The sequence below is a fragment of the Ralstonia flatus genome, assembly GCF_958439105.1.
Lineage (GTDB): Bacteria > Pseudomonadota > Gammaproteobacteria > Burkholderiales > Burkholderiaceae > Ralstonia > Ralstonia flatus.
In genome coordinates this window covers 468,636-493,116 of the sequence record NZ_CAUDLI010000004.1, presented here as the reverse complement: position 1 = coordinate 493,116, position 24,481 = coordinate 468,636, and the positions used below count along the sequence as shown (strand labels likewise).

Sequence of the window (24,481 nt, the reverse complement as noted above, 5' to 3'; positions counted from 1 at the left end):
GCCGTGCGGTCCCCAATCAAGGGAAGTCCGGAACGCCCCCGGCCGCACACGCCTAGCGCACCATCACCGCATTCCTGCCCGCGCGTTTAGCGTCGTAGAGCGCCATATCGGCTTGCATCAGCGCTTCAGATGTCGCGTCTGCGACAGGTGCATGGCCCGCCGACGGTGCGTAGGCCGCCACGCCAATGCTGACAGTCACGACACCGCGAACGGAGGGCGCAGGCAGGGCGGCCTGTTCGACGGCGCGACGCACCTGCTCGGCGATGAGCTTGGCGCGCGACCGCTCGGTGTCTGCCAGCAGGACGACAAACTCTTCGCCTCCATAGCGCGCCACCAAGTCGGTTGGGCGCTTTCCCGCAACGCGCGACAAGATGTTGGCAACCTCCACAAGACATGCGTCGCCCCTGCCATGCCCGTATGTGTCGTTGATCTGCTTGAAATGGTCGATGTCGATCATGAGCACCGACAGCGGTTGGCCCGTACGCCGGGCGCGTTTCGATTCGGCGGCCCAGCACCTGTCGAATGCTTGGCGATTGCCGACCTGTGTCAGACCGTCTAGCAACGACTGCCGCTCCAGCCGTTGATTGGCGGCCATCAGCGCCCGATATAGCCGCGTGATATCCGCAATCAGCATCGACAGCACAACCGCCGACGACACCACGCTGAGCAGCCGTGCTGCGTACCAGCCCAACGTATAGCGAGCACCGCCATGCAGGGTCAATATCGAGTCGGCCAAACCGACAGCGAGTGCCACGGCAACCCAGACATCCACCGAGCGCCGCAGCCTTGTCAGCGCAAGGTGTCCGGCAAGCGCAACGACGTTTGATCCGATCACGGGAACACCCAGGATGCGAACGAGGTCGATGTATGCCCCGCCCTGGATGAGCGGAGGTAAAAAGTCAGTGCCCCAGATGCACAGGGGCACAACGGCCGCTGCAGAAATGGGGCCCACCCACGGCAATGTTCGCAACACTTGCGTGGGCAGAGGGCTCGAACTGCCGCGTTCATGGCAATGCCGGCTCAACGCCGCCAGCAGCAGCAACAGCGGATAGCCGGAATGCCAGAAGGTCCATAGCCACACGGCGGACTGAGGGCCGGCGCCGAGCAAACCGTCCGCACTGAATACGCCAGGGAACGTGGGCAACTGTGCCGCCGCCAGAAACGCCGCGAAAAAGTAGGCCCCGGCAAGCGCCCCATAAAAAGGCGTCTGAACAAGGCGGGCGCGTTGAAACAGCAGGTAGCCGGTCAGCCCTTCGCACAGCACGACCACCGTCAGGAACATGGGCAGAAACGGCCTGACTTCCGGCAACGTGCGTCGCGCATGACTGAAGGCAATCGCAGCCACGGCAACAATCAGGACGGTGATGAGTGCGGCTGCCAGAATTTCGGTCCGCGAAGGCCGTCCACTTTCCAGTTGTACTGCTTCAGTCATGTCGTGCTAGCTCGGGGCGTCGCTGTGAATAATCGACCTCACATGGCCAGTCTTTAGCGGGCGCACTGCCTGGTGATCTCCAGCTCGTCTCCCGATCGCCTTCCACGGCCGGGGCGAGGGTGCTCGGCGGTGCCCCCGGCGCACTATCCCGCCGCCCATAACCGGAGATAAGCCCCATCCGGGTCGTACTCGGAAGCCTGCTTCCGGACGTTGAACCGCCGACCGCCGCGTGGGTCGGTGCCACGCCCCGCGATATACAGCCAATTGCCTTGATTGCTGTAGACGTCGTAGTCGACGAGTTGCGATTCGAACCACGCGGCACCGGCGCGCCAGTCGCCTTTCAGCTCATGCACGAGGTAACTGGCGACCACCTGTCTGAGCCTGTTGCTGAGGTAGCCGGTGGCTTCCAGTTCGCGCATCGCGGCATCGACAAGCGGCTCGCCGGTAGATGCGTGGCGCCAGCGCTCGAAGCCCTGCGCATCTGGGCGCTCGGGGTTCTGCCGCGCATCGGCGAGGCCCCGTGCGCGGTACAGCCGAGCGCCATGCTGCAGATGCAGAAAGCGGAAGTAGTCTCGCCACAGCAGCTCGAACCAAAGCCAGTAGCTCCCGTCGCTTTGCCCGTGCAACTGTTCGAACTGCTGCAGCTCTGCCATCACGCGTCGGGGCGACAACGCGCCGGTGGCAAGCCACGGCGACCACTTGCTCGAGAAATCCACACCAGCCAAGGCGTTGCGCGTGCGCTTGTACGTGTGAGGCAACTTGCGCTGCAGGTATGTGGCGAGGTGCCGAAGGCCGGCCGTCTCACCTCCATCAAACTCCGGCCTGCCATACGGAAAGGACGCGCGCGAATCTGCCGGCAGCGTTTCGTTTGCAACGTGCGCCGACTTGCGCTGCAGCCCAGGCGGAATGACGACGCCCGCGGGCCATGGCGGAAGGCCGGCTGGCGGCGGCAGAGGCGTCGACGGTGCAATGCGCGCCTGCTCGATCGCTTGCCTGAATGTTGTGAAGACAGCCGGCAGCGATTGGACCGGCCACGGCAGCGCAAGCGGATCAATCAGGCTGCTCTGCCAGACAGTCTGCACCTGCAACCCTGCGCTTCGCAGTTCGGCCACCTCGGCCTGTTCGTACGGCGCGGCGATGTCTTCGCAAAACACAGCGCTGGCACCCACGGCCTGCGCCAATGCGGGCAGAACCTGCCCAGGCGGCCCGCAGCACTCGACCAAGCGGCTGCCGAGACCGCCCAACTGGCGACTCAGATCACGGAGTGCCGCCGCAACTACGGCCCGGCGATGCACGCCCACACGTGCGAAGCCCCAGGGCGTTTGCTCTTCGTAGTCAGCATGGCAGTACACCGGGACGAGGTGCGTGGCGCCGCTCTCGCACGCGGCACGCAGTGCCGGCTGGTCATGCAGTCGCAGATCGCTGCGAAATTAGAACAGCACGGTACTCAACGCATCTCTCCATGCGGCGCCCTGCCCCGCTTGCCCTCTCTACGGCAACGTTCCGAGCAGTACTTGACCGCATCCCAGTCCCGCGCCCATTTTTTGCGCCAGGTAAATGGCAAGCCGCAATGCATGCAGCGTTTGTCCGGCAGGTTCAGCTTCTTGTGCATCGGCGCATTCAGAAGTCGAGACTGAGCTGCGAAGACGTGGATGCATTCCCGCGCGGGCTGCTGACACGGTCACGGCGCAAGCGCGAAGCGTGTCTCTTGACGATCGCCTCATTGGCGGCGTGAACGTCCGGCCGCGCACGCAACGCATGGATGCGCATCTTGGCCTGCCGCGTTGCTGCATCAAGGTCGACCAGCGGAACGGGAATGTCCTCGCCCACCCGCACACCACAGCGCGCCTGCACATCGGGCGGCATGCGCCACGGCTGCAAGAGCCACGCATCCGGCACGCGGCGCAGGGCCGGCAGCCAGCGCCTGACAAACCGCCCATGCGGGTCCTGGTCCTGCGCCTGCTTGATGGGGTTGTAGACGCGCGTGGTGTTGATGCCGGTGGTGCCGGCTTGCATCTGCATCTGGCTCCAGTGGATCCCCGGCTCGTAATCGATGAACTGCCGGGCCAGCCAAACGCCCACCGGCCGCCAATGCAGCCATAGCGGGTAGGAAGCCACCGAGACAAGCATGGCTCGCATGCGAAAGTTGATCCATCCGGTTTCTCTCAGCATGGCCACACAGGCGTCCACCATCGGCCAGCCGGTGCGCCCGGCGACCAGGGCAGCAAAGTGGGCGGCGTTCCATGCGTCTTCACGCAGGCCGTCGTAGCCGTGGTGCAGGTTGCGGAACTCGATGGCGGGTTCGGATTCCAGTTTTTGGATGAAGTGGCAATGCCAATGCAGGCGACTGACAAACGCAGCCAGCCCCTTACGCTGCCACACCGCATCGTCGTCTGTGCTGGTCTTGAGCTGGAGCAGCCGTTGCTCGGTCGCCTGTACTACTTCGCGCATGCCGAGGCATCCGTAGGCCAGGTATGGAGACAGACGTGAGCACGCGCTCGGCGCCGTCAAAGGCGAAGAGATGCCACCCCGATAGTTCCGGCTTCGTTCGAGCAGGAAATCGCGCAGCACCTCACTGCCGCGCGCGCGTCCGCCGCGTTGGCGGCGCGGTGGCGAATGTGCATCCAAGCCAAGCGCTTCGCACGCAGGCCAGTCCTTCGCCGGCCATGGCAGGACCACATCTCTGAGGGTGCCTACGCCGGGGGCGGCTACGCACGGCGCATACATATGTTCTGCCCAGCGATCGTGCCAGCGGTCCCGCGTCGGCAAGCGTCGCACCACGCCATGCTGGGGCCACTCGCGCCAGGTCACGCCGTGATCGAGGCACCAGCGTGCGACGGCCTTGTCGCGCGCGAACGTATGGCCGTTGCCGGTTTCTTCGTGAGACACCAGGTGACTGAAGGCCGCGGCCGCATGCAGCCGGCCGAGTACCTCCGTCACTTCACCCACGGGGACTTGCAGCCGTGCGCCGCATGCGCGCAGTTGCTGCGCGAGATCGTGCAGGCATTCCTGGATAAAGAAATAGTGCTGCGATGCGGCGTCCGGCTGCGCCCAAAGGCTCGGCTCGATGACGTACAAACACAAGACTTTTCCCCGGCGGGCGGCATCGACCAGCGGGGCGTGATCGTGCACCCGCAGGTCGCGCTTGAACCAGACGACGGTGTAGCTCATTGATCTTCAGCGGCTTGATCGCGCCGTCCGAGTATAAGGACGCCCGGTCTTGCAATGAACGACCCGCCGCGCTGGTCAAGCACGAATTTCCAACGCATTCCCGATTCAAATCTCCCCGCCACGTCATTGCAGAACGTTTCGCCATCTGGCGACGCGAAGTTGCGTATTGCGGATTGTGCTCAGGCGTTGGCCACAAAGCGCGTCACATCCGAGAGCACAGGCCCCAGAAACTGCAGCGGCGAGGCCAATGCGGCCACGAGTGTCTTGTGGTCGAGGCGCGGGTAGACCTTGAGGTCGACGGGGTGCCGACACTCGGTCAGGCGTTCGGCGAGAGAGAGCGTATTTCGCCGGACATCCACGTACGCATCGTGCTCGCCGGTGAGCAGCAACGCCGGGGGCAACCAGTCCTGGCTGACGTGGAACAACGGCTGGCTATCCGCTGTTTCATTCGGATGGTTGAACACCGGGCGCACGTCGGCCGCTTGGATCGGCAGGAAGTTGTAAGGACCGGCCATGCCGATCCAGCCCGACAGCGTTTCAATGCGCGAGCCCTGCATCGCCAACCAGCGGCCGTCGGTGGCCAGCATCGCGGCGTTGTAGGCGCCTGCGCTGTGCCCGGCAACGAACAAGCGCGCGTCGGCATAGCCCTGCCGATTGAGCCACCGCCGCGCGAAGGCCGTTGCGGCGGCACAGTCCAGCAGGAAGCCCGGGTAGCGCACCTCCGGATACAGCCTGTAGTCGGCAACCATTGCGATCACCCCAGCGGCGGCCAACGCCTCGCCCACGAACGCATAGTCCTTGCGATCGCCCTCTCGCCACGATCCGCCGTAGAAGAAGACCACCGCACGCGGCGGCCCCTCCATCGGGCGAACCGGCCGGTAGACGTCCAGCCTTTGCCGCGGATGCGCGCCGTAGGGCAGGCCCAGCGTCGGCACACTTGCGTCGGACGTCGACACGGCGTTGAGAACATCCAGGGCCGAACACCCTGCGAGGCTCGCCAACGCGGTTGCCATCCATGCTCGACGAGTCACGCCACGCATCGGCATGCTCCATGCAGCATCAAAGCCGGGCAAACGCGCAGATGGCGGTCAGTGCTGCTCATGCTCGATGGGATACGGATGAAGTGGAAGCGCATACGGTTTCAGGTCGAGGCAAGACGTTCGACGGTATACGCGCGTTTTCAGGCGTTGGATGCACCCGCCCAAGGCACATGGTGGTCTCGCTACGTTCCCGCCGTTCGCCGACTGGATTGCAGTTTGCGACGTCGCGTGGCGCTCGCCGGTTTCGTTGCCCCCGCTGATAGACACTCGCGGAGGTAACCGACAAACGATTGAATGCGGGGTGATTCCGCGTTGGCATGTGCAACGATGGCGTGCAAGATCAGCGGAGCTGGCTCCCAGCCGTGCAACACCAGTGCCAGGCGACCGTCCGCAAGATACGGCGCGGCGACGAATTCCGGCAATGTCACGATTCCCTGACCAGCGCAGGCGGCGTTGACCAGCACGTTGCCGTTGTTGCATGAAAACCGTCCATGGACGGGAAGTCGAACGACTTCACCTCTTCGCTTCAAAATCCACGTGGGCCCGGAAGAGAGATTTCCGTATAGCAGGCACTCATGTTTGAGCAGGTCTTCCGGCGCAACGGGGGCGCCATGCCGGTCCAGATACGCGGGGGCTGCACATAGCATGCGTTTGATCTGCCCAAGCTCGTCCGAATACAGTTCGGCATCCACGGACGGAGACAACCGGACGGTGACATCGGCCTTCGCCAACGGCTCGGCAGAAATTTCGTCGCTCAGCTGAACCTCCAGTTCGATATCCGGATTGCTTTCAAGATAGCCCGGGATGTACGTTGAAAGCACCGTTTGCCCCCACATCAACGGGGCATTGACACTGATCTTGCCGCGTACACCGCGCGCATGAAACACCGTGTTCCGGTCTGCGGTGCGCAAGCCATCGATCAATGGGCGGATCTCTCTGACATACGCCTCCCCCGCCTCGGTCAACGCGGCGCGCCGCGTGGTTCGCTGGATAAGCACAACGTCCAGGCGCGCTTCCAACTCCGCCACCGCCTTGCTGACATAGTCGCGCGACTTTCCAAGCCGCCGACCGGCGGCCGCAAAGCTCCCCGCATCTGCCGCCACGACGAGCGCTTCAAGCGTATCCAATCGATCCATTGTCTTTATTCAAGAGACAAGCTGTATCCGATTGTTCATCTAGTCACAGACAAAAGCAACGTCTATAAATGCAACCGTTTGACGTCGAGACGCCGCCACAACCCGCTGGCTGCGCTCGCTCGCAGGCAGCGGATCGCTTCGTCATTCGCTGCCTCCCACATCTGCGCTCACAAGGATTACGCGATGAAAAACCTCTTCTCCCCGGACAACGCCGTCATGCTTCTGATTGACCATCAGCGGGGAACCATCAAGCTGGCAACGTCGACGCCCTACGAAGAGATCGTGCGCAACACGCGCGCATTGGCACGCACGGCCATCGAGTCCGACATGCCGCTCATGCTGACATCCAGCCAGGAAGATCATTTCCAGGGGCTGCTCCTTGACGACATCCAGCGCATCGCACCGCAGGCATACGAAAATCGGATCAAGCGCCCTGGTGTTGTTGACTGCTGGATGTATGAGCCCTTCAAGCAGGCTGTACTGGCGACTGGTCGAAAGAAGATCATCATGGCCGGCCTGACCAACGACGTCTGCATCGTCTATCCCGCCATCAGCGCGGTAGAAGACGGCTTTGAAGTGCAGGTCGTTGCCGACGCGGGCGGGTCGCCGACAAAAATGGCAGATCAGACGTCTCTTGACCGGATGGCAAGGCACGGCGTCACCATCACCTCCACCAACCAGTTGTTGGCGGAGCTGGCAACCGACTGGGCCAGCCCGCGCGGCGCGGCAATCCAGACGATTCTCTACGAAGAGAACCTCAAACATCTCGTAGAGGCATAACGCTTGAAATCGCGGGCTCAATCCGTGTCGAGCAAGCCGCTATGAACGCCTCAAGCGCCGGGGCGTTTGCTCCGTTCGAACTACCGCTGCCTCGTTATGCTGACAATGCCTTTGAGCCCCTGTTGAGCAGGAACGCCGTCAGACGGCTGCGGCAGGTGCAGCAGGCGCACGTCGACACCGTGAACGCAGCACTTCGGGAGCACGATGCGTGGCTCGGCCAGACGATTGAGGCGTTGTTGCGTCGGTCTTCAGAAATGCCGGCCGCCCTGAAGCAGGTGGTACTCACCAGCGGCGCCGGCCACGCCAATCACCAGTTCTTCTGGAAGATTGTCCGCCCGGCGCCGTTGCTGGATCCGTCAGGCCCACTGCTGACGCACATCGTGAAACGGTTTGGATCGTTTGACGCATTTCGCACCGTGTTCAAGGACGCTGTGGTGGGCCTTGGCGGAGACGGCTGGGTCTTTCTTGTAATGGACCCGGCAAATGCGATGCACATGGACGTGATCGCTCTACCGGGCGATGCGAGCGTCCTCCCGCTCGGAAAAGCCGGACTGCTGGTGTGCAACGTCTGGCGCCATGCGTGGGCCGGAGACTATGCCAATCCAGAAGAATGGCTGGAGGCGTTTTGGCTGCTTGTCGACTGGGAGGTGGTAGCCACGCGCCACACCGGCATTTTGGCCGGGCTCAAGCAGTTGTAAGCCTGACCGTGCGCGGGAATTGGTACTGCGCTGAAGCGGAGATATACAACATCGCGGAGCCCCCCGCATCAAGCCCGCCGAGGTCGCGGCCGAAGTCGACCGTCAGGCTGATGCCTGCAAGCAGGCGTCGACGGACCTGCGCGCCCGCTCGGCCAAACGCGGAAAACTCTCAGCGGCAAAATCGATGAAGCTCCTGACCTTCGGTGCGAGGTAGCGGCTGCTTGGGTACACGGCATGGACCTCTGCTGGGGGGGTGTGCCAATCAGACAGCACGCGCACGAGGCGCCCCGCTTCGACCTCTGGCCCCGCCACCATCAACGGGAGCCGGCCAATACCAAGAGAACCGAGTACCGCGTCACGCACGGCAAAGCTGTTGTTCACACGCAGCCGTGGCGCTGTATCGATGGACAGTTGCTGTCGCCCTTGCATGAGACTCCACCCAGTGCGGTGCGAGCCGGCAGAAAACATGATCAGGCTATGCGCGCTCAGGTGCTCCGCGGATTGCGGTGCCCCGTGCCGTTGCAGATAGCGTGGACAGGCGAACAGGCCGTACTCCAACTCTCCAAGCTTGCGTGCCACGAGCCGACTCTCCGGGAGCGGGCCGATGCGGATACCCAAATCAAAACCTTCATGCACAAGATCGATCACGCGAGAGGTGTATTCCACATCGCACGAGACCATCGGAAACCGCGCCAGAAATTCCTGCACCCAGCCGGTGACGGCCAGCATGCCGAATTCAACACCGCAGGTCAGACGTAGCTGCCCGCGGGGTTCGCTCTGCGCGTGTTGCGCAACGCGGCGCGTCTCTTCCACTGCGGCAAGAATGCCGACCGATCGCTCAAACACCTCCCTGCCCGTTTCCGTAATGGAAAGCGTGCGCGTTGTCCGCTCGAGAAGCTTGGTACCTAACTCCGCCTCAATCTGCGCCAGCACTCGGCTCAGGTAACCCTTGTTGGTGCCGAGCAGCTCGGCCGCGCGGGTGAAGCTTCCCGACTGCACCACTTTGACGAAGATTTCCAGTTGCGCAAGGGTCATGGATTGTTGACTTTATAGGTAACGAAGAGTCGCTTTATTGTGTATTTAACTTCGCGGAGAAAACAACAACAATCTCCATATCCCGCCCTCCACAGAGACCGCTGATGAGCCTGCATGACCCCAACCGCCTGAATCCGTATGCACCAAAGCGCGTTGCCATCGTTCTTTCGAACCCTGCCGTCTCCACCACAACAGGCTGGCCAGTAGGCTTTTGGTGGAGCGAGCTGACGCACCCGTACTTTGCCTTTACTGAGAAAGGCTACGCAGTGGAGCTCTTCAGCCCCGATGGCGGCCCCTGCGAGGCCGATGCAATGAGCGATCCTGGAGACGCAAGTGGGTACTCGGCAAATGACCTGATCAGCCAAGGCTTCATCCATACGCCGAGCTTGCGCGCACTGGTTGAGGCCACCCGCAAGGTCGACGAAATAGACGTGAGTGCATTCGACGCCATCGTGGTGGCCGGAGGCCAAGCGCCCATGTTCACGATGGAAGCGGCCGTCAATCTGCACGCGAAGTTTGTTGAGTTTTACACGTCGGGCAAGGTGGCGGCGGCGCTGTGCCACGGCGTCTCGATCCTGAACTTTGCGAGGCTGCCCTCGGGGGAATACCTGGCCAAGGGCAAGACGGTAACGGGATTTGCGAACGTCGAAGAGGCATTTGCCGACAACGCCGTCTGGAGCATGAATCTGCTCTCGCGCGATCGCCACGTGATGCCGTGGCGCATTGAAGACGCAATGCATCGCATCGGCGCGAACTATGTACAAGCCGGCTTGTGGCGCAGCTTCGCAATACGCGACGGCAACCTCATCACGGGCCAGCAGAATTTCTCGGGCATGGCGACAGCGGAGCTTGTCATCCGGGCTCTGGGCGAATAACGGTCTGAATCACGGTTTTCATTACCCCCTTCCATGCAACCATCTCAATCCATGCCAGTCGCGATTCTTGGAGCCGGCCAGGTCGGTCAGTCACTCGGTTCGGCGCTTCTTGCCGCCGGATACCCCGTGCGTTTCGGTGTGCCCGAGCCGGAAAAATATCGGCATCTGGCGACAGCGGCCGAAGACCGCAGTGTGGTGGTCACGACCGTAGAAGACGCTATTGAAACGGTAGACCTCGTCGTCCTGGCAACGCCGTATGCTGCCGCGCTCCAGATCGCACGCGCCATCCCTCAGTGGACGGGGCGAATCCTGGTGGATGCAACCAATCCCATCGCGCCAGGACTTGCTGGCCTTTCGGTCGGTACAACCACCTCAGGCGCCGAGGAGATAGCAAAGGCGGCACCGACCGCGCGCGTTGTCAAAGCCTTCAACACCACCGGCTTTGAAAATATGCGTGACCCGCGCTACCCCGGGGGCAACCTGTTCATGCCGGTCGCCGGCGACGACGCCACCGCGCGTCAACGCGTGATGGCGTTGGCAATGGCACTGGGGTTCGACGCAGTCGACATGGGGGAGCTGAAAGCCGCCCGCTACCTCGAACCCTGGGCCATGGTTTGGATCGAGATGGCGCTCAAGCTCGGCCATGGGCGGCACTTCGGCTTTGTGCGCATGCGGTCCATGAACGCAGACAGGTGAACGCGCCGACGGGATGGCAGGACTCCGGCAGACGCGCTTCGTTCGGAATCACAACGCCAAACGCCCCGCTCCCGATACCGCACTGGACCGTGCAGAACACGGAATCGAATATCGGAAGTGCGTGCGATGTGGAGCAACCTAAGTCTTATCGCTTTCAAACCAAGTGCAGCGCCCTCGTGCTGCTAGCCCTCGCCTTCCCGCCCGCGAGTCATGGGGAATTCGTATATGGCTACGAATTGAATACCCAGGCCCATTCGCGCCATCCCGCCCCAAAGATGTCGGGCGGCGAACCGGAGAACAATCGCGGTCTCTCTCCGTCGCAAGGCGCGGGTCGCGCTGCTGCCGCTGCCGACCAGCGCGGCCAGCCGGCCGACGCCTCGTACCAAGGCAGCCAGACGGACACGATGCGAAAGCCAACGTGCAGCGATCGCGCCCGCTAGCTCCACCGGTGCGCCAACATCATGGCCCTGCAATCCGTATGGACCCGTTTTTCTTCCGCTCGATATCGACGACAATAGCGGCCGTGCCGGCGCGTTGGCCCCCATGGCCGCGCCGGCATTCAACCACTGAACGGGAAAAACGCCATGCGCGACATCATTGACGGTTTCCTGCGCTTTCAGCGCGATATCTATCCGCAACGGGTAGAGCTTTTCAAACAACTTGCAACATCACAGAACCCCAAGGCGCTGTTCGTGACCTGCTCCGACAGCCGCGTCGTTCCTGAGCTGCTGACACAACGCGAACCCGGTGAGCTGTTTGTCATCCGCAACGCAGGCAACATCGTGCCGTCGTATGGCCCTGAGCCGGGCGGCGTTTCGGCCACAGTCGAATATGCCGTTGCGGTGCTGGGCGTGCAGGACATCGTGATCTGCGGCCACTCCGACTGCGGCGCGATGGGCGCTATCTCGCGCTGCACCTGTCTTGACCACCTTCCGGCCGTGGCCAACTGGCTGCGTCACTCCGATGCCGCCAAGGTCATCAACGCGGCGCATACGTTCGATTCGCCCCGCGCCAAGCTGGACGGCCTCGTGCGTGAAAACGTGATCGCGCAGCTTGCCAACCTGCGCACGCACCCGTCGGTTGCGCTCGCCCTCGAGCAGGGCCGCTTGAACCTGCATGGCTGGGTGTATGACATCGAGCGGGGCAGCATCGACGCCCTGGATGGCGCGACGCGCCGCTTTGTGCCGCTCGCAGAATCCCCCACCACGGTGGCGGTCACGTCACGCAGCCAGCGGCAAGGCTGATGCGCATGACGGGGGCCTTCGGGCACCGGTCTCTACCCAGCTACGCGGCGGGTGTGGTTTCCGCCGCTCAACATCAATCTGCGGATTGCCGGCTAGCAGGATGCGCATCCTGCACCAGCAGACCCGCCAGCGCCTCCTCCAGATTCGGAAAGCGAAACCGATAGCCGGCCTCCAAGGCCCGTCGCGGTTGCAGGCGTTGACTGCCCAGCAGCAACACGGACATTTCGCCCAGCGCCATCCGCAATACCCAGGCAGGCACCGACAGGAACATCGGCCTGCGCAGCGTCGCCGCCAGCGTGCGGGCAAAGTCTGCGTTGCTGACGATGTCCGGTGCACACGCATTGAAAGCGCCCCAACAATCGGCGTGGTGCAAAAGGAAATCGATCAGACCGACCACGTCGTCAAGGTGGATCCACGGCATCCATTGACGCCCACTCCCGAGCCGACCGCCAAGCCCCATGCTGAACGGCAGACGCAGCCTGGGCAACATGCCGCCGTCGCTTGCAAACACGGGCGCCGTGCGCAGTAACACGACCCGCACACCGAGCGCCTCGGCACGGCGGGCTTCCTCCTCCCACGCGACGCAGAGTTGACTGCCAAAGTCGTCGTTGCCAGCGCGGCTGTCTTCATCCAGGGGTTCCTGCCCTCGATCGCCATACCAGCCGGTGGCAGATCCGGAAACCAGCACGCGAGGCGGCCGCTCGCAACGGCCGAGCCAATCCACGAGTTCCCGGGTTAGATCGACGCGGCTGCGCCATAGAAGCTCTCGTCGAGCCGCGCTCCACGGGCGATCGGCAATCGGCGCGCCCGCCAGATTGATGACTGCCTCAAATGGCGCGGCACCGTCCAGCTCTCGCAGCGTTGCGATGCCGTGCGCACCGGCACACAGCCGCGCGACGCGTTCAGGCGTACGGCTCCAGACCACCAGATCGTGCCCCTGCGCCTGCCAGTAGCGGCACAGTGCCCGCCCGATCAACCCGGTGCCTCCAGTCAGCAGGATGCGCATGATGGCGCGACCTCCTTATTGCGGTTCAACGCAGTCATAACGCCTCCAGCCTCGCGCGCACTTCTTCGGCGCGCTTGCGCAGGGCGTCGCGCTCTTCGGGTTCCATCTTGGCGAGTTGTCGATACACCATCGACAGCCGCGGGTTACGGCCGAACACTTCACTGTGGCGCGCAAAGAAATCCCAGTACAGCGCGTTGTAAGGACATGCGCGCTCACCGACGCGCTGCTTGCTGTCGTAATGGCAGCCCTTGCAGTAATCGCTCATGCGGGAAAGATAAGCGGCGCTACTGACATACGGCTTGGTGGCGATGCGGCCGCCGTCTGCCCATTGGCTCATGCCCACCGTATTCGGCAGCTCCACCCATTCGAATGCGTCGATGTACACGCCGAGATACCAGCGGTGCACCTCGCCGGGCGCGAGCCCCGCCAGCAAGGCGAAGTTGCCGATCACCATGAGGCGTTGAATGTGATGGGCATGAGCGGTTTGCAGCGACTGGCCGATGGCGAGTTGCAGGCAGCGCATCTGCGTCTTTCCGCTCCAGAACCAGGACGGCAGCGGCGCATCGTGGTTCAGCACGTTGCTCGAAGCGTACCCGGGCATGTGCGCCCAGTAGATGCCGCGTACATATTCGCGCCAGCCCAGGATCTGGCGGATAAACCCCTCCACGGCAGGCAATGGCGCCTTGCCATGCCGATACGCTGCCTCGGCGCGATCGATCACCTCGCGCGGATTCAGCATCTTCACGTTGAGCGAAAAAGACAGCAACGAGTGGAACAACCGCTGGTGGCCGCTGCTCATGGCGTCTTCAAAATCGCCAAAGTGCGGCAGCACCTGCCCGACAAACGCATCCAGGCAGGCCAGCGCTTCAGCGCGGTTCAAAGGCCACCGCAATGCCCCGGCCTGCGGGTTGCCGAACGACTGCACACCGCTGCGTTCAATGGTCTCCCACAACACCCGGTGGTCATGCACAGGACGCGCGTCGGCGGGCTCCGGCGGCGAGCCGCGCCACGGCTTGCGGTTGTCATGATCGAAATTCCACTGCCCGCCCTCCGGCGCCCCGGTGCCGTCGAGCAGCACACCAAAGCGGCGGCGCATCTCGCGATAGAACCGCTCCATGAGCCATTGCTTGCGGCCGTCAAACATTGCGGCAAGTTCATGCCTGCCCGTCAGGAAGTGTTCGGTATCGACCTCGCACGTCGACAGCGACTGCGCTGGCGCCCAACGACGCAACTGTTCATCCAGGCGCCACTCATCGGGGTATTGCCATTCGACCCGCTCGGCGCCGTAGTGCCGGGCGAGCGCGGCGAGATTCTCGGTCACGGACTGGCGGTTGCTTTCGTCGTCGATCGCCACATACCGCACGCGGTGCCCCGCCGCCCGAAGGGCGCGCGCAAAGTCGCGCATGGCCGCAAAGATGGCAAGGATCTTTTGCGCGTGGTGCAGGACGTAGTCCGTTTCCTGACGCACTTCCATCAGCACGTAAACGACGTCCGCGTCCACCTCCGCAAACCATGAATGCAGCGGGTTGAGTTGATCGCCCAGCACCAGCCGGAGAATCTTTGCGCCTTGGTTCATGTCATTGCGCCGCGTGCTCGCCTTCGGTCTTGTGCATACGCCCTCGCGCTACTGAGACGGATCCTGCCGCTCATGGGATACCAAGATGAGCGCATTCGTATCAATGCCCAGCGCACGTGCACGCGCAAAGATCGCCTCGCGCTGCGCGGGGTCGAGTTGCCTGTCCCGCGTCAACACCCAGCAGTAGCTGCGGTCCGGCCCGACAACCAGCGCCCAGCGATAGCCCGGATCGAGCGCCGCCACGTGATAGCCGCCATAAAACGGACCGAAGAAGGACACCTTCAGCGAGCCGGTATCGGGGCTGCCCACGAACAGCGCTTTGCCGACCGCCTCGCGCCATTCATTCTTGGCCGGATCGAAGCCACGATTGACCACACGCACGCTGCCGTCGGGTTGGGGCTCGTACGTGGCCGATACGTCGGTCAAGCCTCGCTCGAACGAATGATCGAGCCGTGCCTGCTCGTACCAGCGCCCCTGATACCGTTGAAGATCGAACGGCGTAACAGCAGTGATGCCTTCGGGCGGGCTCGTCGGCACACAGCCTGCCAGAAGCATCGTGCCTGCCAGCACCGGCACCAGCGCCCGCCATTGCAAGCGCGCGCGCACTGCACGCAGGCCATGCTTCGCGCGTTGAAACGCGGTTGTCAACGCATCTGCCATTCAAATCCTCCCTACATGAATGCCGCCCATGGCGACATGAAACGCTGCACCACGCAGCGCGTCAACGAAATGCAGCAGAACCCGCGGCGCATTCCAACCAGTGAACACGCTTTGCGTTGGCAAATGCGTCTACACCCGATGAATCCCGTTGCAGATCGGTGTCAGTCGTGAGCACGATTTGCATCGAGAAAATTTCGCACCGGCGCCTCCGCGTCAGAGGCTCTGTCAGTAGACTTTCACAGCAGCCTGTTCAACGCTTGACCCTACGCACGCCCTCGCAATATGCCTGCCAAACGCGTTCACGCCGCCCGAGCCCTGGCGCTTGTCCTGTCTTCCATCATGAGCGTCGGCGCCTGGGCCGACTGCCGCGACACGGTGCCCGCGCCGCAGCTGTCAGGCAAGGGAGCGCTGTGCCTGCTGGGGTTCTGCCTCTACGACGCGCAGTTGTGGAGCGCTGAACTCCCGCCCAGCTATGACGCGCCCTTTGCGCTGGAAGTGACATACCGGCGCGCAATCGAACGAAGCCGCCTCATCGAAACCGCCATCGACGAAATCCGGCGGCTGCAGAGCCCCGTGCCGCCCGACGAAACGCTCGCGCAATGGCAGCGCGCCATGACGCCCGCCTTCCCCGATGTCAAACCGGGCGACACTTTGTGCGGCGTGTATCTGCCCGGCCGCGGAGCACGCTTCTACGCAAATGGACAACTGACGACCGAGGTGAACGATCCCGCGTTTGCGCGCGCCTTTTTCGATATCTGGCTGGCACCCGGCACGCGCGCTCCGTCCTTGCGCCGTCACCTTCTGGGCAAGTCACGTTGATGCGCGCACGGCTAGTTGGCGTCTCCCGGCGACTGGAAGCCCGGTTGCCCGATCTGGCTCGGGAACTGCGGTACGCGCCGGAAACGCGAAATGTCGTAACCCATCGCCTGGAAACGGCCCAATGCCGCGCGATAGTCCGCATCGCTCATGTTGGGCTCGCGCGAGAACACCCAGCCGAGGCTTTTGTCCGGATAGCCGAGCAGGGTCACGCGGTATTCGGGGTCGACATACAGCGTCAGCTGAGACACGTAGATGGGCCAGAACAACCGCACACGCCATTCGCCGCCGCCACTGCCGTCCACCACCGAATCGACGAACTGCATGCGTTTGAACGGCGCGTCGAAACTGCCGGGCCGATAGACGTACGCATCGTCGATACGGCCATCGGGCCGCAGCGACCATTCGGCATAGCTGCCGACGTTGCCCCGCTCGCCAAAGTACGGAATGTTGGCGATGACATACCAACGCCCCATGTAGCGCGGCAGGTCGACCGAAACCGTCTGCAGCGGCACGGCCGCCAGCGGGTTCGGATTCGGCGGCGGGCCGGAGCAGGCCGTGCTGGCCAGCGCCAGCGTGACGACGGCCAGACAACGTGCCCAACCTGACAGGATGACCCCACGAGGGCCTCTTTGATGCGTTCTCATCGTGCTCTCCTCTATGCGGTGGCCGGACAGGCCGGCTGGTTTGTCTGCGTGCTGAGTGCCGCGCGCGACGCCGCGTGGGTCGGCATCGTCTTCGTCGCCGGACTGCTCGCGCTGCACTTGCGGCAAGCCCGCCAGCCGCGGTGGGAGTTGCAGCTGGTGGTGTGGGTCGTGGTGCTGGCGGCGCCGTGGGAAACCGTCCTGATACGTGCCGGCCTCATCGCCTATCCGCACGGCACGTTGTGGACCGGATTCGCACCGCCTTGGCTGCTGGCGCTGTGGGTGCTGTTCGCAATCCAAGTGAATGTCCTCTTTCGTTGGCTGCGCGGCAGATGGTGGCTGGCGATGCTGCTGGGAGCCGTTGCCGGCCCCCTCTCGTTTCGTGCGGGCGCAGCGCTGGGGGCAGCCCACATTTCGGAGATGGCTGCCACGCTCGGCACACTGGCCATCGGTTGGGCGATATGGATGCCGCTACTGGTGTGGTTGGGCGAGCGCAGTGACGGCACCGGCATTTCGCCCTGACTGCCGCTGCGGTGCCTAGCGCTTGACGAACCGGTAATGCGCCACGCCCCATTCGTTGCCGTTTGCATAGCCGAACAACGTCGACACTGCCAGGTAGAACATGCGCCACCGCTGAAACCACACGGCCGCCTGGGCCTTGCCGTAGGTCTGGACGAACACCGGCATCAAACGATCACGGGCCGCGTCCAGGTTGGCGAGCCAATGGTCGGCGGTGCGCGCGTAGTGTGTGCCGCTGACCCACCAATGCCGCGCCATGCGCAGGTCGTCCTGGAATTCCAGCAGCAACGCCTCCGATGGCATCGTGCCGCCGGTGAAGAAGTACTTCGACATCCAGTCGGTACCGTCCTGCACTTGAAAGTGATACGCCAGCGTGCGGTGCGCAAAGATGTGCACGAACAGCACCGCGTCCGGTCGCATCCAACGCGCGATCTTGCTCAACAGCAGGCCGTAGTTCTTCATGTGCTCGAACATTTCGATCGAGACAACGCGGTCAAAGCGGCCGCCCTTGGGCATCTCGGCAAACTCGAAATCGACGATGTTTCCGGTGTGCACGGTCAGGTTCGTCAGGCCACGCTCGGCTGCGCGAGCCTCGATCCAGCTGCGCTGGCCCCGCGAATTCGACAACGCCACGATGCGTGCGTTGGGATAGCGCTTGGCCATCCACAGTGACAACGATCCCCAGCCGCAGCCCAAGTCGAGAATGCACTGACCGTCGGCCAGGCTGGCACGCTCGGCGTAGCAGCCAAACATTGCCTCTTCGGCCTCGGCGAGCGTTTCGTTGCCGGTCGGGTACAAGGCGCAGGAGTACTTCAACTGCGGCCCCAGATGCGCCTCGAAAAAGGCCGGTGGCAGTTCGTAGTGCTGCGTGTTGGCCGCGTCTGTCTCGATGGCGATGGGGCTGCCGTGCAGTTCGTCCAGCAGTGCATTGAAACGCCGCGAACGCAGTTCACCGTCGTTCAGCCCTTCGTCTCGCAGGCGTTGGCGCATCAGGGCTCGCATGCCGGCGCGCACCAGCCCATCCGGCAGCCACCCGCGCTCGCAGCACTGGATGAGCCAGCCGTCACTGGCGTCGGCCGCAGCCTGCGGCGGTAGGGTCGGCGTGGACAGTGCAGTCATGTGGGCTCCTTGGATCTGTACGTCTGGTATCAGTGGCGCGGCGGCCAGGGGATCAGTACGCTCGTCGTGCGGGCGTATTCGGCATAGTCATCGCGCGTGGCGTGCATATGCGCCTCAAGCATCGGAACGCCCGAAACCTTGACGAGCAACCACGCCATGGCCACGGGCGGCAACAGCGTGAGCCATGCCCAGGGCGACCCGATCGCCAGGGGCACATAGGCCAGCCAGTGCACGCATTCAAAGAAATAGTTGGGATGCCGCGAATAGCGCCACAGCCCCACCCGGCAGGTCTTGCCGCGGTTGGCCGGGTCGGCTGCAAAGTGGCGCAATTGCCCGTCTGCCACGGCCTCGCCGGCCACCGCAATCAGCCACAGCGCCACGGCAACCGCCATGGCGAAAGCGCTGGGGGAATCCGGCCGGTAGCTCGGCACGGCAAACGCGATCGACAGAAACATCGACACCGCCGCCTGCAACTGGAAGAAACCAAACATGTTTCGCGATGCGGCCGCGCCCCATTCCTCGCGCAACTTGCGGTAGCGCGCGTCTTCCGGCTTGCCGGCGTTGCGCCGCCACAGGTGCCAGCCAAGGCGTGCACCCCACACCGCGCCGCCGGCACCGACCAGCAAGCGTGCCGGCAACGAACCGGTGCTCAGCGCCGCGTAGAGCAACGCCACCACGCCCAGCGAGAACGCCCAGACGGGATCGACCATGCCGGCGTTCCTGGTGCTCAGCTGCCACGCCCACACGGCACTGAACACCGCCACCAGGAACACCAGCGCAACCAGAGCAACGCCGATCGCCGACATCGTCATCCCCGCTGCAGCAGAAACTGCGACACACCGATCCGGCCCTCGTCAAAGCCGGCCTCGCAGTAAGCGAAGTACAGCCGCCAGATGCGGATGAAGGGCTCGTCGAAGCCGAGCGCGCGCACGGCCTCCAGGCGGGCTTCGAAACGCTGGCTCCAGCGGCGCAGTGTCTCTGCGTAGTCGCGGCCGAAGTCGAGGCGGTCGACCACACGCAAGCCGTGTTGCTCCGCCAGTCGGATAAAGCGCTCGCGACTGGGCAACATGCCGCCCGGGAAGATGAACTGCTGGATGAAATCGGTGCCGGCGCGGTAGCGCTCGAAATGCGCTTCATCGATGGTGATGCTCTGCACCAGCGCGCGGCCGCCATGCCGCAGGCAGCGCACCAGCGTCCGGAAGTAGCTCGACCAGTACGCCTCGCCCACGGCCTCGAACATCTCGATGGACGCGATGGCGTCGTACGCCCCGTCCAGGTCCCGATAGTCACGCAGCTCAACGCGGGCCCGGGGCTCGTCGGCCAGGCGCTCGGCCGTATAGCGGCGCTGTTCTTCCGAGAGCGTGATGCCGTGCACGTGTGCCCCGCGTGCGCAGGCCATCTCCATCAGACCGCCCCATCCGCAGCCGATTTCCAGCACATCCATGCCGGGCTCTACCCGTAGCAGGTCGCACACGCGGCGGTACTTGGCGGCTTGCGCTTGAGCAAGGCCATGCCGCAGATTGCCGTTGAACCAGGCCGACGAATACGCCATGCCTTCGTCCAGCCAGAGGCGATAGAAATCGTTACCCAGGTCGTAATGCAGATGGATATTGCGACGGCTGCCGCGGCGGCTGTTCCGGCGCAGCAGGTGGCGCAGGCGCAGGACGGAGCGCGCCAGCGCATTCCCGAAGATCGCCTGGTCCAGCGTGGCCGCATTGACGATGGCCAGCCGCAGCAGGTTGGTGAGGTTGCCCGAGTCGATCCATCCGTCGCGATACGCCTCGGCAAAGCCCACGTCGCCGCTGCGCAGGATGCGGCCGCAGGCGCGCCAGTCGGTGATGCGCAGATCCGCCACGAGGGGCGACGGGGCATCGCCGATCTGCACCTCGCCATCGGGCGTGACAAGGTGAAGGACGCCGTGCCGCAACCGACCTGCCAGCGCTAGAAACAGCCGGCCGGCAGCAGGAACATGGGGCGGCACCCAGGCAAGGGAGCGCGAGGCTGTCATCGGGAGTTCTCCGGAGAAGATCTGTCGTGCGGGACGCGGCCAAAAAACGGCACGCCCTTGAACCACAGGCGCAGGGCCTGCCAATGGATGCGGCCGATGACCTGCAGTGCAAGCAAAGGCTGGCGCAGCAGCGCGCGTCGCAGGTGGGCGGCATCGAACGGCTGCAACCGGCCACCGACGGCGGTCTGCAGCAAGGCGCCGTCTCGGTCGTGATAGTCGATGCGCACCAGCGCCGTTGCTGCGCCCTCGGCAAAGCGGAACCGATAACCGCCCTCGACCCGGCAGAACGGCGAGACATGCAGTTTCTTGCGGCATGTCAGCACGGTATGCGCGTCGATGGCCCCGCCGTCGTGCGCGCACAGCAGGTATCGATGGTGCTGCCCGAAGGTGTTGTTAACCTCGGCCAAGACCGCGCGCAGCGTGCCGGCCGCGTCATGGCAATACCAGAACGAGACGGGGTTGAACATCCAGCCGGCAATGCGCGGAAAGGTCTGCAGCCAGACCTCGCCATCGGCAGGCAAACCCGCGCTGCTCAGCACGCCACGTATCCACGTGAGCAGGTCCGTGCCGTCGCGCGGGCCGTAGTCGCGCGCGCGCAAAGACAGCGGGCGGAGGCAGTCGACGCCGAACCACGCTCCGGTCAGGCGACCCAGTGCGGAGAGCTTCACGCGCACGGCAAACACCGGATAGACGAAGCGATTGGCGACCGGCCGCAGGCGGCGGTGCATGACCTGGCCGACGAGAAGCTGCGCGTCGCCGTTCATGGCGCCACCTGTGCCCAGGCCGGAGCGCAGCCGAAATCCGCCACGACGCGCAACGCGGACTTCAGGCCATCTTCGTGGAATCCGTAGCCGGTCCAGGCGCCCGCAAACCAGGTGCGGCTGCGGCCCTGCAATGCCGGCAGGCGGGCCTGCGCGTCGATGGCCGGTTGGTCGAACACCGGATGCTCGTATTCGAAGCGCCGATACTCAAGCTCGGGCGCGGGCGGCGCAGATGGATTGAGCGTGACCACCACGGGCGTCGACACCGGCAGCGGTTGCAGCTGGTTCAGCAGGTAGCTGACGCACGGCGCGCCCGCCGTTGCACCGGCGTGGGGCGCGTCCAGATAGTTCCACGCCGACCAGACGCGCCGGCGACGCGGCAACAGGCGGGTATCCCGATGCAGGAATGCGGTGTTGGGCTGATACCGGAAAGCGCCCAGCACGGCGCGCTCGTCGTCGGTGGCATCGTCGAGCAGCTGCAGCGTCTGCGGTGCATGCGTGGCGAGCACCACGGCGTCGTATCGCTCGCTTCCCGTATCCGTGCGGATATCGACATGGGCCTCTGCCCGGCGGATGCCGCGCACCGGCGTGCCGACACGCACATCGGCCAGCCGTCCGGCAATCGCCTGCACATAGCTGCGCGCGCCGCCTTTGACGGTCCGCCAACGCGGCCGGTTGAAGACCTGCAGCAAGCCGTGGTTCAGACAGAACCGAAGGAATGTTTCGGCCGGAAACGCCAGGATCTCGCGGCTCGGCGTCGACCAGATGGCGGCTGCCATCGGCAGCAGATAGTGCGCGCAGAACGGCTCGCCATAGCGGCCGGCTGCCAGCAGCGTGCCGAGGCTGTGGCGCTCGTTGCGCGCCACGGCCAGGTTGGCGTGCGCCTGGCGGTTGAAGCGCAGGATGTCGCTCAACATCGACAGGAACCGCGCCGAGACCAGATTGCGCGGCTGCGCAAAGACCGTGCTGAGGCTGGTGCCGGCCCATTCCAGCGCCCCGCCGTCGACGGATACGCTGAACGACATGTCGCTCTCGCAATGCGCCACGCCCAGCTCGTCGAACAACGCAATCAGGTTCGGATACGTGCGGGCATTGAACACGAGAAAACCGGTATCGACGCCAAAGACCTGCCCGCCCTCCTCAATGTCGACCGTATTGGTGTGCCCGCCAAGCCGTGGCGCGGCCTCGAACAGCGTCACGGCGTGCCGCTTCGCAAGAAAATGCGCCGCCGCCAGCCCCGAGATGCCGGAGCCGACCACGGCGATGCGCTTTGCAGGAAACTGAAGAATGTTCAAGGCGATGCCTCTTGGATTGGCTGGGCGCTCATCCGCCGTGGCGGCCGGGCAGCAGCGCAAGAAACTCGCGCCGCAGGCTGGGATCGGTCAGAAACACGCCGCGCATCACGCTGCTCACCATGCGCGACTCGTCGTCTTTCGTGCCGCGCCAGTGCATGCAGTAGTGCTCGGCCTCCAGCACAACCGCCAGGCCGTCGGGCGCCATGCGGTCTTCCAGCAAATCGGCGATCTGCTTGATGGCTTCTTCCTGGATCTGCGGACGGCTCATGACCCAGTCGATCAGCCGGGCGTACTTGGACAGCCCGATCAACTGGGAGTCTTGGCGCGGCATGACGCCGACCCACGCGCGCCCCATCACCGGACACAGGTGGTGCGAGCAGGCGCTGCGCACCCGCAACGGCCCGACCACCATCAGCTCGTTGAGCCGCTCCGCGTTCGGAAACGCCGTCACTTCGGGGGCTTCGACGTAGCGGCCGGCAAACACCTCGCGCACGAACATCTTGGCGACGCGGCGCGCGGTTTCCCGGCTGTTGTGGTCTTGCTCGACATCGATGACGAGCGCGCGCAGCACCGCCTGCAGGCGCTCCTCCACCTCTGCCTGGAGCAGATCCAGTTCACCCTCGCGCAGGTAGGCGGCGATGTTGTCGTTGGCGTGAAAACGGTGGCCGGCACTCATCAGCCGCTCCCGAATCCGGACAGAAAGCGGCACGCTGCCAACCGCTCCGGCAAACCCGGGCGGATCCAAAGTCAGTTTCATTGAAGTTGCCTCCGAAAAGTCGGCGGTGCTTTCACCGCCCATGCCGCCTCAGGCAAGCTGCCGCGCGAGGTGGATGGGACGCATATCCACCTATACGCAGCTAACCCGCAGGTGGATGCAGCGTCTCAGCCCGAATGGCGAATTCCATCGCGTCTTCGAGCATCAACCGGGCGCGGTTGGCGACATCACCGAGATAGCGGTGAAGTTGTTCATCGAGCGACGACCGCACCGCACAGCCATCGCTGAACCGCTCGAATGCGTCGAGCTGGCGGATCAGCCCGACAAGATGCCGTGGGCATTCGCAGGCGAGCGTCTGCGAGGCGTTGGCGAAGATCTCCAGCTGGCGGTCCGTGAACCTGCGCGCATTGCGCCGCAACGGCTCGAGCTTTCCGTACACGGCATCCACGCGTACGAGCTGCGCCAACTCCTGCAGAACCTGGTCGAGTTCGCCCTGGGCATTGGGCTCGCGATACAGCCGCACGCCGGCTGCGCGGAGCATGTCGGTGGCGCGCACCGTGCCAAAGCTGTAGATCACGCCGACGGCGCTGGCCCCGCAACGGCGTGCCGCGGCCAACACGGCTTCCGCCGTTTCCGGATGCAGGGAGGCGGCTTCCACGACCAGCGCGTCGGTGCGCGGCGGCGGTTCGACGTTTGCCTCGCCGTCAAGCGCGGGCAGTTCGATGACGGGCTCGATGCCCAGCGACGCAAGCGTGCTCTTTCTGCGCCGGACGCGCTCCGCCAGCAATGCGCCGCAGACGGCCAGCGAAATGGCCGCGGTGGATGGCGCCGGCGCGGGCGCCTCTACGGCCACGGACGCTTCCAGCAACTGCTGGAGTTCGGTGCTGTCCGCATGCGCAATCGCGCCAATTGCGTGCCCTTGGTTGACGAGCGCCCGCAGCAGCGCGAGGCGCCGGACGTCTTCGCTCGAATACAGCCGTTGGCCGGACTCCGATTTGGCCGGAGAAATCACGCCATAGCGCTGCTCCCACACACGCAGGGTGGATACAGGCATCTTGGCCATGCGGGCGGCGGTTCCGCTTCGGTACATTGGCGCCGCGTTGTCTTCGTGTGGCACGTGCGTCTCCATGCAAGAGCTGCTTTGCTGACATGAAACGCTGTGCCGCCAACATCGTCAATGAAATGAAGCGTAATACGCGCTTTTTGAGGACGCATGAGTCGGAATTGAGTCGCCATTTCGATGCCCAGGCCGGCT

26 protein-coding genes are annotated in these 24,481 nt (G+C 64.1%); 7 read left to right on the top strand and 19 right to left on the bottom strand.

Features of this window, described 5'->3' with window-relative positions; all coding sequences use genetic code 11:
• Positions 1-52: 52 nt before the first annotated feature.
• The 6 genes from R2676_RS12435 to R2676_RS12410 all read right to left on the bottom strand — a co-directional run bounded on the left by R2676_RS12435 (position 53) and on the right by R2676_RS12410 (position 6,779).
• Positions 53-1,432 carry a sensor domain-containing diguanylate cyclase gene (locus R2676_RS12435; RefSeq protein ID WP_316887255.1) on the bottom strand — a complete coding sequence of 460 codons (1,380 nt, stop codon included), beginning with the start codon at positions 1,430-1,432 and terminating at the stop codon, positions 53-55.
• A 143-nt stretch (positions 1,433-1,575) separates the two neighbouring features.
• Positions 1,576-2,850: a DASH family cryptochrome gene (locus R2676_RS12430; RefSeq protein ID WP_316857220.1), complete on the bottom strand. Its 1,275-nt coding sequence runs from the start codon at positions 2,848-2,850 to the stop codon at positions 1,576-1,578.
• A gap of 29 nt (positions 2,851-2,879) precedes the next feature.
• Complete coding sequence (locus R2676_RS12425; protein ID WP_410482517.1) at positions 2,880-3,008, bottom strand: DUF2256 domain-containing protein; 129 nt, start codon at positions 3,006-3,008, stop codon at positions 2,880-2,882.
• Positions 3,009-3,052: 44 nt separating this feature from the next.
• Positions 3,053-4,603, bottom strand: coding sequence for a cryptochrome/deoxyribodipyrimidine photo-lyase family protein (locus tag R2676_RS12420; RefSeq protein WP_206274833.1), 1,551 nt, complete (start codon positions 4,601-4,603; stop codon positions 3,053-3,055).
• A 179-nt stretch (positions 4,604-4,782) separates the two neighbouring features.
• The gene (locus R2676_RS12415; RefSeq protein ID WP_206274832.1) at positions 4,783-5,643 is read right to left on the bottom strand and encodes an alpha/beta hydrolase; all 861 of its coding nucleotides are present in this window, start codon (positions 5,641-5,643) and stop codon (positions 4,783-4,785) included.
• A 182-nt stretch (positions 5,644-5,825) separates the two neighbouring features.
• Positions 5,826-6,779 carry a LysR family transcriptional regulator gene (locus tag R2676_RS12410; protein ID WP_206274831.1) on the bottom strand — a complete coding sequence of 318 codons (954 nt, stop codon included), beginning with the start codon at positions 6,777-6,779 and terminating at the stop codon, positions 5,826-5,828.
• 183 nt (positions 6,780-6,962) lie between these two features.
• Here R2676_RS12410 and R2676_RS12405 point away from each other — a divergent pair, with 183 nt between their 5' ends.
• Positions 6,963-7,559 (top strand): isochorismatase family protein, encoded by a 597-nt coding sequence (locus R2676_RS12405; RefSeq protein WP_206274830.1) that lies wholly within the window; start codon positions 6,963-6,965, stop codon positions 7,557-7,559.
• 41 nt (positions 7,560-7,600) lie between these two features.
• Positions 7,601-8,257 carry a superoxide dismutase gene (locus R2676_RS12400; RefSeq protein ID WP_206274829.1) on the top strand — a complete coding sequence of 219 codons (657 nt, stop codon included), beginning with the start codon at positions 7,601-7,603 and terminating at the stop codon, positions 8,255-8,257.
• A 102-nt stretch (positions 8,258-8,359) separates the two neighbouring features.
• On the opposite strand, the gene R2676_RS12395 is transcribed toward R2676_RS12400, so the two are convergent.
• Complete coding sequence (locus tag R2676_RS12395) at positions 8,360-9,292, bottom strand: LysR family transcriptional regulator (protein ID WP_206274828.1); 933 nt, start codon at positions 9,290-9,292, stop codon at positions 8,360-8,362.
• A gap of 104 nt (positions 9,293-9,396) precedes the next feature.
• Between R2676_RS12395 and R2676_RS12390 the strand changes: the two genes are divergently transcribed.
• Positions 9,397-10,167 carry a type 1 glutamine amidotransferase domain-containing protein gene (locus R2676_RS12390; protein WP_206274827.1) on the top strand — a complete coding sequence of 257 codons (771 nt, stop codon included), beginning with the start codon at positions 9,397-9,399 and terminating at the stop codon, positions 10,165-10,167.
• Positions 10,168-10,218: 51 nt separating this feature from the next.
• Entirely contained in the window at positions 10,219-10,863 is a 645-nt protein-coding gene (locus tag R2676_RS12385) for an NADPH-dependent F420 reductase (RefSeq protein ID WP_206274826.1), read from the top strand.
• A 182-nt stretch (positions 10,864-11,045) separates the two neighbouring features.
• Here the strand turns inward: R2676_RS12385 and R2676_RS12380 are convergent, their stop codons facing one another.
• Entirely contained in the window at positions 11,046-11,522 is a 477-nt protein-coding gene (locus R2676_RS12380; protein ID WP_316857226.1) for a hypothetical protein, read from the bottom strand.
• Between R2676_RS12380 and R2676_RS12375 the strand changes: the two genes are divergently transcribed.
• Complete coding sequence (locus tag R2676_RS12375) at positions 11,448-12,107, top strand: carbonic anhydrase (protein WP_206274824.1); 660 nt, start codon at positions 11,448-11,450, stop codon at positions 12,105-12,107. The two genes, R2676_RS12380 and R2676_RS12375, sit on opposite strands and share 75 nt — an antisense overlap.
• Before the next feature lie 73 nt (positions 12,108-12,180).
• On the opposite strand, the gene R2676_RS12370 is transcribed toward R2676_RS12375, so the two are convergent.
• From R2676_RS12370 to R2676_RS12360, 3 genes are read right to left on the bottom strand one after another with little or no spacing between them, the layout of a single operon-like run.
• Positions 12,181-13,113: a TIGR01777 family oxidoreductase gene (locus R2676_RS12370; protein ID WP_206274823.1), complete on the bottom strand. Its 933-nt coding sequence runs from the start codon at positions 13,111-13,113 to the stop codon at positions 12,181-12,183.
• A gap of 34 nt (positions 13,114-13,147) precedes the next feature.
• Complete coding sequence (locus tag R2676_RS12365) at positions 13,148-14,689, bottom strand: cryptochrome/photolyase family protein (protein WP_206274822.1); 1,542 nt, start codon at positions 14,687-14,689, stop codon at positions 13,148-13,150.
• Positions 14,690-14,737: 48 nt separating this feature from the next.
• Positions 14,738-15,349: a lipocalin family protein gene (locus tag R2676_RS12360; protein WP_206274821.1), complete on the bottom strand. Its 612-nt coding sequence runs from the start codon at positions 15,347-15,349 to the stop codon at positions 14,738-14,740.
• Positions 15,350-15,688: 339 nt separating this feature from the next.
• Here R2676_RS12360 and R2676_RS12355 point away from each other — a divergent pair, with 339 nt between their 5' ends.
• On the top strand, positions 15,689-16,168 hold the full coding sequence (locus R2676_RS12355) for a chalcone isomerase family protein (protein WP_206274885.1): 480 nt from the start codon (positions 15,689-15,691) through the stop codon (positions 16,166-16,168).
• An 11-nt stretch (positions 16,169-16,179) separates the two neighbouring features.
• Here R2676_RS12355 and R2676_RS12350 read toward each other — a convergent pair whose 3' ends face one another.
• Positions 16,180-16,812, bottom strand: coding sequence for a lipocalin family protein (locus R2676_RS12350; RefSeq protein WP_102079163.1), 633 nt, complete (start codon positions 16,810-16,812; stop codon positions 16,180-16,182).
• On the opposite strand from R2676_RS12350, the gene R2676_RS12345 reads away from it, so the two are divergent.
• The gene (locus R2676_RS12345) at positions 16,801-17,331 is read left to right on the top strand and encodes a DUF2878 domain-containing protein (protein ID WP_206274820.1); all 531 of its coding nucleotides are present in this window, start codon (positions 16,801-16,803) and stop codon (positions 17,329-17,331) included. The genes R2676_RS12350 and R2676_RS12345 overlap by 12 nt on opposite strands.
• Before the next feature lie 15 nt (positions 17,332-17,346).
• Here the strand turns inward: R2676_RS12345 and R2676_RS12340 are convergent, their stop codons facing one another.
• The 7 genes from R2676_RS12340 to R2676_RS12310 all read right to left on the bottom strand — a co-directional run bounded on the left by R2676_RS12340 (position 17,347) and on the right by R2676_RS12310 (position 24,316).
• Positions 17,347-18,447, bottom strand: coding sequence for an SAM-dependent methyltransferase (locus tag R2676_RS12340; RefSeq protein ID WP_206274819.1), 1,101 nt, complete (start codon positions 18,445-18,447; stop codon positions 17,347-17,349).
• 29 nt (positions 18,448-18,476) lie between these two features.
• On the bottom strand, positions 18,477-19,253 hold the full coding sequence (locus tag R2676_RS12335) for a DUF1295 domain-containing protein (RefSeq protein WP_206274884.1): 777 nt from the start codon (positions 19,251-19,253) through the stop codon (positions 18,477-18,479).
• A 2-nt stretch (positions 19,254-19,255) separates the two neighbouring features.
• Positions 19,256-20,455: a class I SAM-dependent methyltransferase gene (locus R2676_RS12330; RefSeq protein WP_206274818.1), complete on the bottom strand. Its 1,200-nt coding sequence runs from the start codon at positions 20,453-20,455 to the stop codon at positions 19,256-19,258.
• Positions 20,452-21,219 (bottom strand): DUF1365 domain-containing protein, encoded by a 768-nt coding sequence (locus R2676_RS12325; RefSeq protein WP_206274817.1) that lies wholly within the window; start codon positions 21,217-21,219, stop codon positions 20,452-20,454. The genes R2676_RS12330 and R2676_RS12325 overlap by 4 nt, the downstream gene beginning before the upstream one ends.
• The gene (locus R2676_RS12320) at positions 21,216-22,511 is read right to left on the bottom strand and encodes an NAD(P)/FAD-dependent oxidoreductase (protein ID WP_206274816.1); all 1,296 of its coding nucleotides are present in this window, start codon (positions 22,509-22,511) and stop codon (positions 21,216-21,218) included. Before R2676_RS12320 ends, R2676_RS12325 begins: the two co-directional genes overlap by 4 nt.
• A 28-nt stretch (positions 22,512-22,539) precedes the next feature.
• Positions 22,540-23,268 (bottom strand): GTP cyclohydrolase I, encoded by a 729-nt coding sequence (gene folE / locus R2676_RS12315; protein WP_027680080.1) that lies wholly within the window; start codon positions 23,266-23,268, stop codon positions 22,540-22,542.
• Between the two features lie 100 nt (positions 23,269-23,368).
• Positions 23,369-24,316 carry a MerR family transcriptional regulator gene (locus R2676_RS12310; protein WP_316887258.1) on the bottom strand — a complete coding sequence of 316 codons (948 nt, stop codon included), beginning with the start codon at positions 24,314-24,316 and terminating at the stop codon, positions 23,369-23,371.
• Between the last annotated feature and the right edge of the window lie 165 nt (positions 24,317-24,481).